Source organism: Stenotrophomonas sp. 1278 (genome assembly GCF_029892765.1).
GTDB lineage: Bacteria > Pseudomonadota > Gammaproteobacteria > Xanthomonadales > Xanthomonadaceae > Stenotrophomonas > Stenotrophomonas indicatrix.
Window position 1 is genome coordinate 43,531 of record NZ_JARXWD010000016.1, and the last position, 16,028, is coordinate 59,558.

Below are 16,028 nucleotides of genomic sequence, written 5' to 3' on the forward strand. Positions count from 1 at the left end.
CCCTGCTGCTGGCTCGCCACAGACCCCCGCTTCGGCGGGGGTCTTTTTTTGACCGCCAGCCGCTGCCCCAGCCTGAACGGTTCCCCCGCCGGCGGCGGCCTCCACGGCGGGCGCGCCGCTTTTTAGGACATGGCTGATTCCGGGCGGGTGACGGTCCTCCCTAGGATCGGTGCATGTTCCGATTCCCTCGCCCTTCCCTGCCCCTGGTCGCACCGCCGACCACCGCCTCGGTGCTGCTGCGCTGGCTGACGGTGTGCGTGTTCCTGTGCCTGGCTGCCGCCACCGGCTTCTACCTGCTGACCGCGTTGACCGAAGATATCTCCAGCCACCGCCGCGACATGAATGCCGCCGCGTACAGGGCGCAGATCTACTTCGACCAGCGTGAGGCCCTGCTGCGCTATCTGGGCGATTCGGTGGTGGTGGGTGATCCGTCGGCGCCGTCCAGCGAGGGCGTACGCCAGCTGCCGTTGGACGGGCCGGGTGGCAAGCCGGGCCAGCGCCTGCTGCTGTCGCCGCGCGCAGAACACACGCTGCAGACCCTGCAGACCCATCTGCTGCTGGTCGACGCGCAGGGAACGCATTGGCTGGCCGGCGGCCAGGCCGACGTGGACATCGCCGGCCTGCCCACGCTGCATGTACTGCGGCAGCGCAGCGGCACGCTTGCCGGTACCGATCCGGTGTACTGGCTGCGCGCGGGCGACGCCGGGGTCGCTCTGGCACAACCGGTACAGGCCGGACCGCAACCGGGCCAGTGGTTGATGCTGCTGCTGGACAGTGCGGCCGCCTCGGACATGATCGATGGCCAGGGCATCGGCGGCTACGCCCTGCTGGACCGCGACGGGCAGCCCGCCCTGTCGAGCCTGGCTCCGCGCCTGGACAGCGCAGGCTGGAAAGCACTGCAGCAGCGCCAGGACGACAGTTTCGGCGTGCTCTGGAGCACAGGCCTGCCACGCGGCGTGGCCTTGGTGAAGGGCGTAGGCAATGACGGCTGGCGGCTGGTCTATCACCTGCCTCCACGCCTGCTGCTCGGCGACATGGCGACCTCGCTGCTGATCAGCAGTGCGTTGCTGCTGCTGGCGGGCATCGCGCTGCGCCTGCTGCGGCATCGCGTCGACCGCCAGTTGATCCAGCCGGCCCTGCTGCAGCACCGGCGCCTGCTGGAAAGCCTGGATTTCAGTTCCACGGTGATCGACCTGGCGCCGGTCGGCATCTGTGTCCTGCGCCGCAGCGACCGCCAGCTGCTGCTGTCCAACCAGCTGCTGCGCGACTGGCTGGGCGAGGAAGGCACGGACAGCGATTGGCAGGCACCGTGGCGCGGGCATGCCGGCGAACGCGGTCGCGGGCTGGAGTTCACCGCACGCGACGGTCGCCAGCTGCAGGTACTGCATGCGGCCTGCCGTTACCAGGATGACGACGTGCTGCTGTGCGTGTTCCATGACATCTCACGCCATCGCCAGGCGCAGGCGGCGCTGTCCTCGGCGCGGCAGGCGGCCGACGCCGCCAACCAGGCCAAGAGCGCGTTCCTGGCGACCATGAGCCATGAGATCCGCACGCCGCTGTACGGGGTGCTTGGCACGCTGGAGCTGCTCGGTCGCACGCCCCTGGATGCGCGCCAGTCGCAGTACCTGCGCACCATCGAGAGTTCCTCGTCGGTGCTGTTGCAACTGATCAGCGACGTGCTGGATGTGTCCAAGATCGAGTCGGGCCAGCTGAGCCTTGAGCCGGCATCGTTCTCGCCGCGCGAGCTGACCGAGAGCGTGCTGCGCAGCTTCGCCGCTGCGGCGACGCGCAAAGGCCTGCAGGTACTGGTGTGCACCGATCCCCGGTTGCCGACACGGGTGCTCGGTGATGCCGACCGGATCCGCCAGGTGCTGGGCAACCTGCTCAGCAATGCCATCAAGTTCACCGAGCATGGCCGGGTGGTGCTGCGCGTACGACTGGTGCAGCGCGAAGGCGAGTCGAGCGTGCTGGCCTGGCAGGTCACCGATACCGGCGTGGGCATCGCCACCGAGGAACAGGCACGCCTGTTCGAGCCCTTCCGTCAGGTCCGTGGCGCTGCCAGTGCGCAGGGCACCGGGCTGGGCCTGTCGATCAGCGACCGCCTGGTGCGCTTGATGAGTGGCGAACTGCGCGTGGTCAGCGAGCCGGGACTGGGCAGCAGTTTCACCGTGCGCCTGCCCTTGCCGGTGCTGGCGGCGACCGAGGATGGCCCCGCGTTGCTGGCCGAACCGCCGGTCTACGTGCGCGGCCGCGATCGCGAGCTGGTCGATAGTGCCTGTGGCTGGCTGCGCCGCTGGGGTGCCAATGCGCAGCCGCTGCAGGGCGATCCTGCCCTGCTCGACCACGCCGGCGCGATCCTGATGGATGGCGAGGCGGAACAGCCGTTGGCCTGGCAGGGACCGCGGGTGCTGGCCTCGATCGATGGTGGCGACCAACCGGCACCTGCCGCCGATGGCGCGCTGCTGGTCACCCTGCATGGCATGTCCTCGATCGCCTTGGCGGTGGCACGCCAGCAGCGCCAATGCGCAACGCTGCCGACCGCAGCGCGCGATGTGCAGCCAGGCCCGCTGGGACTGCGGGTGCTGGCCGTGGAAGACAATCCCATCAACCGGGTGATCCTGGCCGAACAGCTGCAGGCCCTGGGCTGCGAGGTGGAGCTTGCGCAGGATGGTGTCGAGGCGTTGCAGCTGTGCCAGACCCATGACTTCGACCTGGTGGTCACCGACATCAACATGCCGCGCATGGACGGCCACACCCTGGCGCGCCGGCTGCGGGCGGAGGGCGTTCTGCTGCCGGTGATCGGCGCCACCGCCAACGCTACCGCCGAGGAGCGCGAGCGCTGCCTGGCCAGTGGCATGCAGGGCTATCTGAGCAAACCCATCGACATCGCACGCCTGCGTCAGGCGCTTTCCGCCGTTCGCCAAGGAGATCCTGCATGACCCGCCGTGTCCTGATCCTGGAAGACCAGCCGTTCCAACGCGGCTATCTCGTCAATCTGTTCAGCGCGCGCGCCGGCGTGCAGGTCGACGCCTGCGAAGACGTCGATGCGGCTATCGCCCTGTGTGCCTGCCAGGCCTATGACCTGGTGGTGAGCGATCTGTTGATGCCCGGCCAGGATGGCATCCAGTTCATCCAGGCACTGGCCGCGCAGCCGCGTCCGCCTCGGCTTGCCGTGGTCAGCGCAGCCTCGCGGCGGATGATGAGTTCGGCACGGTTGATGGCTGAATCACTGGGCCTGGACGTGGTCGGGCTGCTGGCCAAGCCGGTCGCCGCCAGCGATGTCGATGCGCTGCTCGATGCACTGGCGCAGACCCGGCCAGCCGTACGCACCAGCCCGGCCGCGCTGACTCCCGAGCCGGACGCGGTGCAGCTGCGGCAGGCGCTGGCCGACGGCAGCCTGACTGCCTGGTTCCAGCCGAAGAAGTCGTTGCAGTCCGGGCGCGTGGTTGCCGCCGAAGCACTGGTGCGCTGGCGCCATCCGCAGCTCGGAACACTGGCGCCTGGAAGCTTCCTGCCGGCACTGTGCCGCCATGGCCTGGAGGGCGAACTGCTGCGCGCGATGCTCACCGCCAGCATCCAGGCGCAGGCGCGCTGGCGCTCCCAGGGATTCCGCGTGCCGGTATCGATCAACCTGCCACCGCATCTGCTGGAGCAATCCGATCTTCCCGATGAGCTGCTGGCATTGACCCTGGCCGCCGGCGGCAACCCGGCTGACCTGTGCTTCGAACTGATGGAGAACAGCACCACCCGCCACGTCAGCGACTTCTATGCAGGCGCGTGCCGGTTGCGGATGAAGGGGTTCGGCCTGGCCCAGGACGACTTCGGCCAAGGCCTGAGCTCGGTGCACAACCTGGTCAACACCCCCTTCACCGAGGTCAAGATCGATCGTGCGCTGGTCAGCGGCTGCGCGCGCGATCCCGCCCTGCACCTGACCTTGACCACCGTGATCGCGCTGGCCAACCAGCTCGGCCTGACCATCGTTGCCGAAGGCGTGGAGAGCGATGCCGATCTGGCCGCGCTGCGCCAGCTCGGCTGCAACCAGGTACAGGGCTTCCTGATTTCGCAGGCGCTGCCCTCGGACGACTTCACCCGACTGCTGGACGAAGATGCTCCGGATGAGGGCGCGCGCGGCAGCCGTGCAGCATCGCGCTGACAGTCGAGGCTGGAAGGCTTCACAATCCCATCAAGAGTCATTGACGATCCTCTCTGCGCGGCGGTACCGGCCGTGCCCCGGGCCCTTCGGGGCCGCCATCGACCGCCTACTGCTCCGAGACCTGCCCATGCCGGCCGAGGCCGCTCCCGTACGCCGACTCGCCCGCCGCTCCCTGCGCGTACATGCCCTGCTGATTGGCGTGGTGGTGCTGGCAACCCTGCAGGCCGGCCTGCTGCTGTCCACCGGCAGCCAGCTGTTCAACGAAGAACAGAGCAAGATCCGCTATCACTTCCGTCGCCTGGACGGCACGCTGCAGGAACAGGACCGCTTCCTGCGGCAATGGCGCCTGCATGACGTGGGCAGTCGCGGGCAGCCAGTGGACGAATCTGCCTCGCGTGTGCCGCCCAGCCCCTTGTTCGCCAGTTTCGCCCGGATCGGTGCCGACAGCGGCGCTTCGGCACAGGCAGCGGACGAACTGGGCGACCGCTTCCTGCGCTTCTACGGCGCCTTCTGGGCGGCCTCCCGGTTTCCGCCTCCGCAATGCCTGCTGGTCGATGGCCAGGGCCGCCGTGGCCTGCTTGCGCCGATCCAGACAACGCGTGGTGATCCGGGCCAGAGCAGCCCGCATCACCTGCATCCGGCACTGGCCGCCATCCACCAGGTCCTGCGCGAACGTCCAGCGCTGCGCCGCGGCAGCGTGGTCTGGACACCGGTGGCCTGGCGCGAAGGCCAGACCCGGCTGCTTGCCATCGCGCACGCGCCGCAGGATGCCCGCCTGTGGGGCGAGAACGAGGACGAGTCACTGGCCGCCGTGGCCTGCCTGCTGGATCCCGGCCGCGTCGATGACTACCGCCAGGTGATGGGTACGCCGGTGTTCGAACGGATGTCACTGTTCGATGGCAACGGCCGCCTGCTGCTCGGTGATGCCAGCGATGCCAGCCGCGCCGCTACGTCCTGGCGCGCGGGACTGGACGGCCTGCTGTTCCGAATGCGCAGCGAACACGGCTGGCTGGCGGTGTATCACGTGGGCTGGCAACAGGTGTTCCAGCACCCGCGCGGGCCCCTGCTGGGCAGCATGGTGGTGGCACTGCTGCTGGCCACCGGTGGCGTGCTGATCCTGCGTGCCTACCGGCGTTCAGTGATCGAACCACTGCGCCGCAACCATGCGCGGTTGCTGGAAAGCGAAGCCTTCAGCCGCACCATCCTCGACAACGCACCGATCGGATTGTGCCTGCTGCGTCGCACCGATGGCCGCGTGCTGCTGGACAACGCGCTGGCGCGTCAGTGGTTGGGGGAAGACCACGACGAGGGTGGCTGGCACGGGCCCTGGCGACGCAGTGTGCTCGCCGCCGGCGGCACTGCCGCGGGCGACGGCCTGGCCTACACCACGCCGGACAACCGCCACCTGCTGATCACCGCCACGCCCGCGCGCTATCGCGGCGAACCGGCTGTGCTGTGCCTGTTCATCGATCTCAGCAGCCAGCACGAGGCCGAGCAGGTGCTGCAGCAGGCACGGCGCGCGGCCGACCAGGCCAACCGCGCCAAAAGCCAGTTCCTGGCCACCATGAGCCATGAAATACGCACCCCGCTGTACGGCGTGCTCGGCACGCTGGAACTGCTTGGCCTGACCCCGCTGGATGCGCGCCAGCAGGACTACCTGGACACGATCCAGCGCTCGTCATCGACATTGATGCAGCTGATCAGCGACATCCTGGATGTCAGCAAGGCCGAGGCCGACCAGCTGAGCCTGGAACCCGGCGCGTTCGATCCGGTGCGGTTGACCGAGGACGCACTGGACTCCTACGCCGCTGCCGCCGCACACAAGGGCCTGCAGTTCTACGCCTGCATCGACCCGGACGTACCGGCTGCGGTCAACGGTGATGCCGCGCGCATCCGCCAGATCCTCAACAACCTGATCAGCAATGCGCTGAAGTTCACCGACAGCGGTCGGGTCGTGGTGCGCCTGGGTGCACAGCACGTCGATGATCGCTGCTGGCTGCGCTGGCAGGTGGCCGATACCGGCATCGGCATCGCCAGCGAGCACCAGGCACATCTGTTCGAACCCTTCTTCCAGGCCAACCCGGGCACCGATGCCATGCGTGGCACCGGACTGGGCCTGGCGATCTGTGCACACCTGACCGCGATGATGGACGGCCACCTGCGGGTGGTCAGCGAAAGCGGCCTGGGCAGCAGTTTCTCGGTCGAACTGCCGCTGCCTGAGGCAACGCCCGACCCACTGCAGGCGGCTTCACCGCAGTTGCCGGCAGGGCTGCCGGTGCAGGTTCGCGGCAGCGTTCGCGAGTTTGCACAATCGATATGCGATCGGCTGCAGCAGCGTGGCGCACAGGCCAGCGTGCACCGCGAGGATGCGCCGGCGCTTGTCGACCCTGGCACGGTGATGCTCGACCTTGTGCTGGACGAGGGTGCGCCTGCGTGGAGTGGACCGCAGGTGGTGGCCTGCCGCGAAGGCGGAATGCAGCCGCAACAGGTGCAGGGACATTGGCAGGTCGGCGTGCATCGCCTGGATGCGATCGTGATGGCGCTGGCGGCTGCAGCCGGGCGAGCACTGCCCGCCGAGGTCAACGGGCGTCTGCCCGCGACACGCAGGTTCGGCGGGCTGCAGGTGCTGGTCGCCGAAGACAACCCGATCAACCAGGCGATCCTGCGTGACCAGCTGGAGCAGCTCGGCTGCCACGCCGTGGTCGCCAGCGACGGCAATGAGGCCCTGCGCTATTGGCCACAGCGTCCTTTTGCCCTGGTGTTGACCGACCTCAACATGCCGGGACTGGACGGTTACGGTCTGGCCCGTGCATTGCGCGCGCGTGGGGTAGGCGTACCGATCCATGGCGCAACCGCCAACGCCGACCCGGCCGAACGGCAACGCTGCCACGAGGCAGGGATGCAGGGGGTGCTGGTCAAGCCGATCACCCTGGCAGCACTGCAGCGCCTGCTGACCCAGGTCACGGCCGGGCCGCATAGCGAACCCAGCGACGACGATGCCGATGCTCCGCTGCAGGTTCCGGAAAAGATGCAGGCGTTGTTCGTGCAGACCATGCAGGCCGACCTGGACAGCCTGCAGCGGGCGATCGGCGATGCCTCGCCCGAACGCGTGGCACAGGTGCTGCACCGCATCCGCGGCGCGCTGGTGATCGTCGGCGCACCGGCACTGGTGGCACACGGCCAGCAGATCGAACAACAGATCGGCGACGGCGACACGCTGCCTGCGCTGGCCGGGGCGCTCGACCATTTCCAACGGCGCCTGCAGCGGCTGCTGGAACCATTGACGCACGTCGCCGCCCCCTCACCTTCCCGCAACCCGACACTGCCATGACCACCCGCATCCTCATCGCTGACGACCACCCGATCGTGCTTGCCGGCATCCGCGATGTCCTGGCCGGCGAACTGGACCTGGACGTGGTCGGCGAGGCCGCCGATCCGGCGACTCTGATCGAGTTGATGACGAGCACCCAGCCCCATGCGGTGATCACCGATTACAGCATGCCCGGTGGTGACAGCTTCGGCGATGGCATCAAGCTGATCTCGTTCCTGCGCCGCAGCTTCCCGGACACGCATGTACTGGTATTGACGATGGTCTCCAACCCTTCGCTGGTGGCGGCCATGTATGCCGCTGGCGCGGGCGGCGTGGTGCTCAAGAGCCACGGCCTGGGCAGCCTGGTGCAGGCGCTGCGCACGGTGCTGGCCGACCGCATCTATCGCCCGCCCGGACTGATGCCGGTTGCCGCGGCGGAACCGGCCGATGCCGCGGTGGTGCTGGCGCGTCTTTCTCCACGGGAACTGGAAGTGATCCGCCTGTTCACCGGCGGCATGAGCGTGGGAGACATCGCCCGCCAACTGCAGCGCAGCGCGAAGACGGTCAGCACCCAGAAGATCAGCGCGATGCGCAAACTGGGCGTGGACAGCGACCAGGCGCTGATCGAGTACTGCCTGCAGGCCTCGTTGTTCGCCTGAGGCGTCCACAACGCTGAACCGTGCCCGGCCCATGCGCCGGGCACGAAGTGCTTTAGGAAACGCCTGATTCCATAGGACAGGGCTGATTTCTAGTCTGGATGCATCCCGCCACGGTGACGACGTCCCATCGTCATCGCGTTACCGGCGGGAGGGAAACCGGATGGCGCCTGCAGCGGCCATCGCACGCGGTTTCCACAGCGACGCGGCCCTGCCGCGCCAGATCGCGCAGCCGCGCTGCGCCCTGCCACAGGAATCCAACAGCATGAACGCCTCTCCCCCACGGCGCCGCCGTGCGCCCGCCTGCGCGCGCGTGGCGCGCCTTCCCCTGATTCCCAGCCTGCTGGCCAGCGCCTTGTGGGCCGCCCTGCCCGTGCATGCGGCCGAACTGCAGGGGCCGTTGAAGGTTACCGATGGTGGCAGCCTGCAGCTGGGCGCCGACGACACCCTGCAGCACAGTGCAGGCGGCTACGCGCTGGAGGCCAATGGTGTTGGCAGCAGCATTACGGTCGATGGCAGCTGGATCTCGAGCACCGGCGGCGGCAGCGGCATCCTTGCCAGCGCCGGTGGCAGCGTCGTCATCGAGGGCGGCATCCTGCAGATCGGCAACGGCAGCACCACCGTCGGCTATGCGCTGAACGCCAGCGGTGCGGGTAGCGTGATCCGGGCCAACAACCTGGTCATCAATGCTTACCGGAACGGTTCGGGCTACGGCACGGTCAATGCCACCGGTGGTGGCAAGCTCTGGTTGAATGGCGGCAGTGTGAGCAGCGCCGGACATGCTCTGTACTCCACTGGGCGTGGCAGCGAACTGCACGTGACCGGTACGGAGATCAACAACGGTGCCAACAGCGCAGTGTACGCCGAGGGTGGCGCGCTGCTGTCGCTGGAATCGCTGAAGATGACCTTCGACGAAGCCAGCAGCGGCTACAGCGGCCGTCTGTCCTCCGGCGGCAGCGGCAGCGTGCTGTCGCTGCGCGACGTGGACGTGGTCAACGGCTACTTCGACATCGACAACGGTGGCACGCTGCAGATCGTGGGCGGCAGTGCCAGCAGCAGCGGCAGCAGCATCCGCCTGCTCGGCAACAGTGGCAACCGCGTGTACTCCACTGCCGATATCACCGGCGGCCGTTTCGAGACCGTCGGCGGCTACGGCGTCAACGTCAACAGCTGGGCCAAGCTGACCACCAACGGTGCCCACTTCACCGTGCGCGACGGCTATTCCGGCATCTGGCTGTCCGGCGCGGACTCGCTGGCCGACCTCACCGATACCAGGCTCAGCACCTATGGCGACAACGGCTACGGCCATGGCGTGGACGTCTGGGGTGGTACCGCCACGATCACCGGCGGCAGCATCGATACCCACGGCGATGGGGTCTACGGCCTGCGTGCCTCGGGCAGCAATCCGCCGACGCCCTACTCGCGCATCCGCGCCAAGAACCTGGACATCACCACCTACGGCACCGGCGGTGGCGGCGTCTTCCTTGGCGGCAGCACGGCCGATGCGCAGCTGGACGGAGGCTCGATCACCACACTGGGTGCATCCTCGTTCGGCATCGTGCAGATGAACACGGCCAAGCTCACCGCCGACAACCTGAGCATCCATGCGCAGGGCACGAATTCGGGTGCCTATCGCTCCTACATCACGGTGTTCGGGCCGTACTGGGACCGCCTGGTGTTCAACAACAGCAGCCTGCAGACCCAGGACGGCCCCGCGCTCTGGCTGCAGGGCAGCAACCACGAGCTGACGCTCAACAACACCGATGTCATCGCGCGCCGGCAGGGCAACCTCGACGGTGGCCGCCTGCTGCGGGTGAGCGACACGGTGTTCACCGATGGAAGTTCAGTCGCCACCGCAGACATTCTGTTCACTGCCGACAACAGCCGCCTGACCGGCGATGTGGTGGTCGACAGCGCCACCGCCAACGTGCAGATGACGCTGCGCAACGGCACCGTGTTCAACGGCGCGCTGCGCAGCGACTCCGGCTACCAGGTCGCGCAGCTGGCGATGGACGGCAGCAGCCAATGGAACGTGCGTTCCAGTTCCAGCGTCGGCTCGCTGGACCATGCCGGCACCATCGCCTTCGTCGCCCCCACCACCGACGACTTCAAGACCCTGACCGTCACCGGCGACTATGTCGGCAACGATGGCCACTGGCTGTTCAACCGCGCGCTGGGCGACGATGCCTCGCTGGGTGACCAGCTGGTGATCCAGGGCAACAGCAGTGGCACCGCCTCCGTCAGCGTGCGCAACGCAGGGGGCGCCGGTGCCCTGACCAGCGAAGGCATCCGCCTGATCAGCGTGGGCGGCCAGTCCGATGCGCAGTTCTCGCTGCAGGGACGCGCGGTGGCCGGCGCTTACGACTACTTCCTGTACAAGGGCGGCGTCTCCACGCCGGATGACGGCAACTGGTACCTGCGCTCGGAATACGTCCCTCCGGTCGACCCGCCGGAACCGCCCGGTCCGCCGATTGATCCGCCGATTGATCCGCCGACTCCGCCGATCGATCCGCCTGCTCCGCCGATCGATCCGCCGGTAGTTCCGCCGGTCGATCCGCCACTGCCGCCGGCACCGCCGCGCGTGGAGCGTCCGGAGCCGGCGGTATACATGGCCAACCAGAGCAGTGCGCTGGGCATGTTCCGGCACAGCCTGTACGACCGCAGCGGTGATCCTGCCGAGGCGAACGGTGGTGGCAGCGACGCCATTGCTTGGGCACAGGTGCGCAGCAGCGCGCCCGGCAGCCGCGGCCACCAGGTGGATGTGGACAGCGAGCTCAACAGCGTGCTGCTGGGCGTCGGTCGTCGCTTCGAAGCCAATGCCGGCGGTCAGCTGCAGGCAGGTGTGATGGCCGGCCAGGGCCGGGCACGCAATGACAGTCGCTCGCAGGTGACCGGTTACACCGCGCACGGTGTGGTCAACGGCACCAGCCTGGGCCTGTATACGACCTGGTTGCAGGACGCGCGGATGGAGCACGGTGCGTATGTGGACGGCTGGCTGCAGTACGGGCGTTTCCGCAACAGCGTGCAGGGCGAAGGGCTGCAGAAGGAGCACTATCGTTCGCACAGCTGGACCGGTTCGGCCGAGGCAGGCTATGTGCTGCCCGTGCAGCGCACGGCCCAGCGCGGTGTCTACCTGGAGCCACAACTGCAGGTGATCCACAGCCGCTACGACGCCGACCGCGTGGTCGAGGCCAACGGCACGGTGGTTGAAGGACTCGACAAGGACAGCACCACCACGCGTGTGGGGCTGCGCCTGTACACGCGTTCGCTGACGCAGCGCCAGGGGCAGGTACAGCCGTTCGTCGCGGTGAACTGGTGGTCCGGTGGCAACGACGCGACCATCGCCGTGGACGGAGAACACCTGCGCCGGCAGTTGCCGCGTGACATCTACGAAGCCAAGGCCGGCGTGCAGGTGAATCTGTCGGGCGGCTGGCGCGGCTGGGGTGAGATCAGCCACCAGACCGGTGGCATGGGCTTCCGCGATACCAGCGGCCAGCTGGGCGTCTCTTACCGCTGGTAAGCGCTGCGACGGGTGATCCCAGCGAGGGGTCCGGCGATGTGTCGTCGGACCCCTTGTTGTTTTCCACACCACGCGTGGAAATCGATGGGGGTTGGATGTGGACAAGTGGCCATGAGCCACGCACGACAAGCGTTTTCAGACCTGGTCATTTTTTATCCAATCAATCCACCGCGCCCGCAGGTGCATGTTTTCCACACAGCAGGTGGAAAGCGCTGCGGACTTGATGTGGACAACCCGGCTTGAACGTTATGCCGCAAGCGTTTCAGGGTGTGGCTGTTTTTTGTCCAAGCGCTTTGATGGTTTTCCACACATCGCGTGGAAAGCCGTGGGGGTTTGGTGTGGACAAGTAGCTGCGAGCCCTGCACGGCAAGCGTTTCAAGGCGTGGTGAATTTCTGTCCACGGCCACCGGCAGCACTGCGCTGGCGCTTCCGCAGCAGAAGCGCGCAGCGGCACTGCTCGTGCGCCCCTTCTGACAGGCGCCCGATACAACAAGACCCCGCATTGCGGGGTCCTGTGGACAATCACTGCGCTGCGTCGTCGATCAGACGTTGAAGCGGAAATGCAGGATGTCACCTTCCTGCACGCGGTATTCCTTGCCTTCCAGGCGCAGGCGACCGGCTTCCTTCGCACCGGCTTCGCCCTTGTACTTGATGAAGTCGTCATACGCGATGGTTTCGGCGCGGATGAAGCCCTTCTCGAAGTCGGTATGGATGACCGCGGCAGCCTGCGGCGCGGTGGCGCCCTTGCGCACGGTCCACGCGCGGACTTCCTTTACACCGGCAGTGAAGTAGGTCTGCAGGCCGAGCAGGCTGTAGGCCGCATTGATCACACGGTTCAGGCCAGGCTCGGTCAGGCCAAGGTCGGCCAGGAAGGTATCGCGGTCTTCGTCATCCAGCTGCGACAGCTCTTCTTCGATCGCCGCCGACACCGGCACCACCTGCGCGCCTTCTTCGGCGGCACGGGCGCGCACGGCGTCCAGGTGCGGGTTGTTCTCGAAACCGTCTTCCAGCACGTTGGCGATGTACATCACCGGCTTCAGGGTCAGCAGGAACAGATCGCGCACCAGCGCCTTCTCTTCCTCGTCCAGGCCCGCCGAACGGCCGGCCTTGCCATCGGCCAGCGCGGCCTGCAGCTTGGCCAGCACCGGCTTGCGTGCCGCTGCGTCCTTGTCACCGCCCTTGGCCGCACGCTCGGCGCGGTTCAGTGCCTTCTCGACGCTGTCCAGGTCGGCCAGGGCCAGTTCGGTATCGATGGTGTCGATGTCCGAGATCGGGTCGACCTTGTTGTTGACGTGGATGACGTCAGCGTTCTCGAAGCAGCGCACCACATGGGTGATCGCATCCACTTCGCGGATGTGGGCCAGGAACTTGTTGCCCAGGCCTTCGCCACTGGCCGCACCGGCCACCAGGCCGGCGATGTCGACGAACTCCACCGCGGTCGGGATGACCTTCTGCGGGTTGATGATCGCCGCCAGCTCGTTCAGGCGCGGATCCGGCACCGGCACGATGCCGACGTTGGGCTCGATGGTGCAGAACGGGAAGTTCGCCGCGGCGATGCCCGCCTTGGTCAGCGCGTTGAACAGGGTCGACTTGCCGACGTTGGGCAGGCCGACGATGCCGCATTTGATACCCATGGGTGACAGCTCTCTGGGGTGAAAGTGATTGGTGAAACAGCGCACGCGCCGCTTGACCAATCCATCTCGGTGTCGTCGATCAACATCTGTGCCAACCAAGGTTGGCACCTACCGGGGCCGGTTGGCACCTACCGAGGCCGGCTGGCACCTACCGGGGCCGGTTGGCACCTACCGGGGCCGTTGGCACCCGTTGCCGGCCAGCGGCCGGCACTACCGGTTATTTCGGGGTGTGCAGCCGCTTCATCGCTTCGCTGAAATCGCCCTGCACCGCCAACGGCAGCACGTCGATCGCATCGTCGATGGCGCGGGAGATCAGTACTTCATCGTCCTTGGAGGGGCGTCCCAGCACCCAGCCCACCACGCGGTCCTTGTGGCCGGGATGGCCGATGCCCACGCGCAGGCGATGGAACCTGCCGTGGCCGAGCAGGCGGATGGTGTCGCGCAGGCCGTTCTGTCCACCGTGGCCACCGTCGAACTTCAGCCGCGCCACGCCGGGCGCGAGGTCCAGTTCGTCGTGAGCCAGCAGGGTGTCCTCCGGCTCGATCTTCCAGAACCGCTGTGCGGCGGTGACCGACTTGCCGCTGAGGTTCATGAAGGTGGCCGGCTTGAGCAGCCACACGGTCTGTCCGGCAATGTCGACCTTGGCGGTCTCGCCAAACAACTTGCTGTCCACGTTCCATCGTGCACCGGCTTTTTCAGCCAGGGCCTCAACGAAATGAAACCCGGCATTGTGCCGGGTCCGGGCGTGCTCCGATCCGGGGTTGCCCAGACCGACGATCAGTCGCAATCCTGCCATCGTTCCATCCAGATACGGCGCCTGCCCCGAAGGACAGGCGCCGCGGGGTATTACTCGGCCGCTGCTTCTTCAGCGTCGGCAGCATCCTGCTTGCCGTGCTTGGCAGTGACGATGGCGTCGTCGTGGTCCTTGCCCAGCGCCAGCGCCGGGATTTCCACGCCCTTCGGCAGCTTGATGTCCGACAGGTACACAACGTCGCCAGCCTTCAGCTCGCCCAGGTCGATTTCGATCGACTCCGGCAGGTCCTTCGGCAGGCAGCTGATGGCCACTTCCTTCAGTTCGTGGGCGACCACGACGTCGGCAGCCTTGCCAGCCGGCGAGGTGTCTTCGTTGATGAAGTGCAGCGGAACCGAAGCGGTCAGCTTCTCGTTCTCGTTCACGCGCAGGAAGTCCAGGTGCATGATCAGCTGCTTGTACGGATGGCGCTGCATGTCACGCAGCAGCACCTTCTGCACCTGGCCGTCCAGGTTCAGGTCCAGGATCGAGGCATAGAACCACTCGTTCTGCTGGGCCAGCCAGATTTCGTTGTGGTCCAGGCTGATGGCGACCGGTTCGGCGTTGCCGCCGTACACGATCGCCGGGATCACACCAGCGGTACGCAGGCGGCGGCTCGCACCCTTACGCTGCAGTTCACGCTTGGTGACCTTGATTTCATGGGTCTTCGACATTTTCGACTACTCGGTTGTTGCCTTGCCTTGCGGCTTGGCGGTTGAAGGCACTTCCGCGACCAGAAGCGCCCGGTGTGTCCCTGCCGTTGCCGGCGAGGACGAAAAATCAATCCACGTACAGCGAGCTGACCGACTCGCCGAAGGCGATGCGGCGCATCGTTTCGGCCAGCATTTCCGCCACGCTCAGCTGGCGGATCTTGCTGCACACCCGCGCGGCGTCCTTCAGCGGGATGGTGTCGGTCACCACCAGCTCATCGAGCTGGGAATTGGTGATGTTGTCCACCGCCGGGCCCGACAGCACCGCGTGGGTGCAGTAGGCGGCGACCTTCAGCGCACCGCGCGCCTTCAGGGCAGCAGCAGCGGCGCACAGGGTGCCGGCGGTGTCGACGATGTCATCGACCATCACGCAGGTCTTGCCTTCGACGTCACCGATGATGTTCATCACGGTGGAGACGTTGGCGCGCGGACGGCGCTTGTCGATGATCGCCAGATCGGCGTCATCCAGGCGCTTGGCCACTGCACGGGCGCGGACCACGCCGCCCACGTCCGGCGACACCACGATCAGGTTCTCGGTGCCGTAGGCGCGCCAGATGTCGGCCAGCAGCAGCGGCGAGGCATACACGTTGTCGACCGGAATATCGAAGAAACCCTGGATCTGGTCGGCGTGCAGGTCGACGGTCAGCACGCGATCAGCGCCGGCGGTGCTGAACATCTTCGCCGCCAGCTTGGCGGTGATCGGCACGCGCGAGGAACGCATGCGGCGATCCTGGCGCGAGTAGCCGAAGTACGGCACCACGGCGGTCACGCTGGCCACCGATGCGCGCTTGAGCGCGTCGATCAGCACCAGCAGTTCCATCAGGTTTTCCGCGCTCGGCGCCGAGGTCGGCTGGATCACGAACACGTCCTGCTTGCGGACGTTCTCTTCGATTTCCACCTGCACTTCACCATCGGAGAAGTGCGAGACCAGCGCCTTGCCCGGGCGGACTCCCAGTTCCTTGCAGATGTTCTGCGCCAGACGTTTGTTGGCGTTGCCGGAAAAGACCAGCAGGTTCGGGGACTCTTGCATCATGATTGTCTCGGGCGGGGACGAGTGGCGGGGATCCGGTAGCGGCAAGGACCACGTCGGCCCCTGCTGCTGACAACACCGCGGCTGTTCCCACGTCCCGCGCAGGTGATGCGCTGGAAGGCGCGGACGCAGCCGCATTGGCAGGGGCGGGAGGATTCGAACCTCCGAATGCCAGGATCAAAACCTGGTGCCTTGGGCCTCTTGGCGACGCCCCTGCATTGATGA

At 67.0% G+C, this 16,028-nt stretch carries 9 protein-coding genes and 1 tRNA gene; 5 read left to right on the top strand and 5 right to left on the bottom strand.

Translation table 11 applies throughout. The annotated features are described in order from the left end of the window. Nucleotides 1-173 precede the first annotated feature (173 nt). The 5 genes from M2299_RS14140 to M2299_RS14160 all read left to right on the top strand — a co-directional run bounded on the left by M2299_RS14140 (nucleotide 174) and on the right by M2299_RS14160 (nucleotide 11,639). The gene (locus tag M2299_RS14140) at nucleotides 174-2,939 is read left to right on the top strand and encodes a response regulator (RefSeq protein WP_099782940.1); all 2,766 of its coding nucleotides are present in this window, start codon (nucleotides 174-176) and stop codon (nucleotides 2,937-2,939) included. Next, the gene (locus M2299_RS14145; protein ID WP_025879154.1) at nucleotides 2,936-4,153 is read left to right on the top strand and encodes an EAL domain-containing response regulator; all 1,218 of its coding nucleotides are present in this window, start codon (nucleotides 2,936-2,938) and stop codon (nucleotides 4,151-4,153) included. Before M2299_RS14140 ends, M2299_RS14145 begins: the two co-directional genes overlap by 4 nt. Nucleotides 4,154-4,280: 127 nt before the next feature. Continuing rightward, a complete protein-coding gene (locus M2299_RS14150) occupies nucleotides 4,281-7,484 on the top strand; it encodes a hybrid sensor histidine kinase/response regulator (protein ID WP_280884556.1) in 3,204 nt (1,067 codons plus the stop codon). Continuing rightward, complete coding sequence (locus M2299_RS14155) at nucleotides 7,481-8,122, top strand: response regulator transcription factor (RefSeq protein WP_025879152.1); 642 nt, start codon at nucleotides 7,481-7,483, stop codon at nucleotides 8,120-8,122. The genes M2299_RS14150 and M2299_RS14155 overlap by 4 nt, the downstream gene beginning before the upstream one ends. A 262-nt stretch (nucleotides 8,123-8,384) precedes the next feature. Continuing rightward, nucleotides 8,385-11,639, top strand: a complete 3,255-nt coding sequence (locus tag M2299_RS14160) for an autotransporter outer membrane beta-barrel domain-containing protein (RefSeq protein WP_280884557.1) — start codon at nucleotides 8,385-8,387, stop codon at nucleotides 11,637-11,639. 542 nt (nucleotides 11,640-12,181) lie between these two features. On the opposite strand, the gene ychF is transcribed toward M2299_RS14160, so the two are convergent. The 5 genes from ychF to M2299_RS14185 all read right to left on the bottom strand — a co-directional run bounded on the left by ychF (nucleotide 12,182) and on the right by M2299_RS14185 (nucleotide 16,018). Then, nucleotides 12,182-13,273, bottom strand: a complete 1,092-nt coding sequence (gene ychF / locus M2299_RS14165; RefSeq protein ID WP_025879150.1) for a redox-regulated ATPase YchF — start codon at nucleotides 13,271-13,273, stop codon at nucleotides 12,182-12,184. 217 nt (nucleotides 13,274-13,490) lie between these two features. Then, complete coding sequence (gene pth / locus M2299_RS14170; protein ID WP_025879149.1) at nucleotides 13,491-14,069, bottom strand: aminoacyl-tRNA hydrolase; 579 nt, start codon at nucleotides 14,067-14,069, stop codon at nucleotides 13,491-13,493. Nucleotides 14,070-14,119: 50 nt separating this feature from the next. Continuing rightward, the gene (locus M2299_RS14175) at nucleotides 14,120-14,737 is read right to left on the bottom strand and encodes a 50S ribosomal protein L25/general stress protein Ctc (protein ID WP_280884558.1); all 618 of its coding nucleotides are present in this window, start codon (nucleotides 14,735-14,737) and stop codon (nucleotides 14,120-14,122) included. A gap of 106 nt (nucleotides 14,738-14,843) precedes the next feature. After that, nucleotides 14,844-15,803: a ribose-phosphate diphosphokinase gene (locus M2299_RS14180; protein ID WP_025879147.1), complete on the bottom strand. Its 960-nt coding sequence runs from the start codon at nucleotides 15,801-15,803 to the stop codon at nucleotides 14,844-14,846. A 138-nt stretch (nucleotides 15,804-15,941) separates the two neighbouring features. Then, nucleotides 15,942-16,018 (bottom strand) — tRNA-Gln (locus M2299_RS14185). Nucleotides 16,019-16,028 lie beyond the last annotated feature (10 nt).

Coding starts and splice junctions, on each gene's coding strand:
- M2299_RS14140 (WP_099782940.1), top strand. CDS start 174: ATGTTCCGATTCCCTCGCCCTTCCCTGCCCCTGGTCGCACCGCCGACC.
- M2299_RS14145 (WP_025879154.1), top strand. CDS start 2,936: ATGACCCGCCGTGTCCTGATCCTGGAAGACCAGCCGTTCCAACGCGGC.
- M2299_RS14150 (WP_280884556.1), top strand. CDS start 4,281: ATGCCGGCCGAGGCCGCTCCCGTACGCCGACTCGCCCGCCGCTCCCTG.
- M2299_RS14155 (WP_025879152.1), top strand. CDS start 7,481: ATGACCACCCGCATCCTCATCGCTGACGACCACCCGATCGTGCTTGCC.
- M2299_RS14160 (WP_280884557.1), top strand. CDS start 8,385: ATGAACGCCTCTCCCCCACGGCGCCGCCGTGCGCCCGCCTGCGCGCGC.
- ychF (WP_025879150.1), bottom strand. CDS start 13,273: ATGGGTATCAAATGCGGCATCGTCGGCCTGCCCAACGTCGGCAAGTCG.
- pth (WP_025879149.1), bottom strand. CDS start 14,069: ATGGCAGGATTGCGACTGATCGTCGGTCTGGGCAACCCCGGATCGGAG.
- M2299_RS14175 (WP_280884558.1), bottom strand. CDS start 14,737: ATGTCGAAGACCCATGAAATCAAGGTCACCAAGCGTGAACTGCAGCGT.
- M2299_RS14180 (WP_025879147.1), bottom strand. CDS start 15,803: ATGCAAGAGTCCCCGAACCTGCTGGTCTTTTCCGGCAACGCCAACAAA.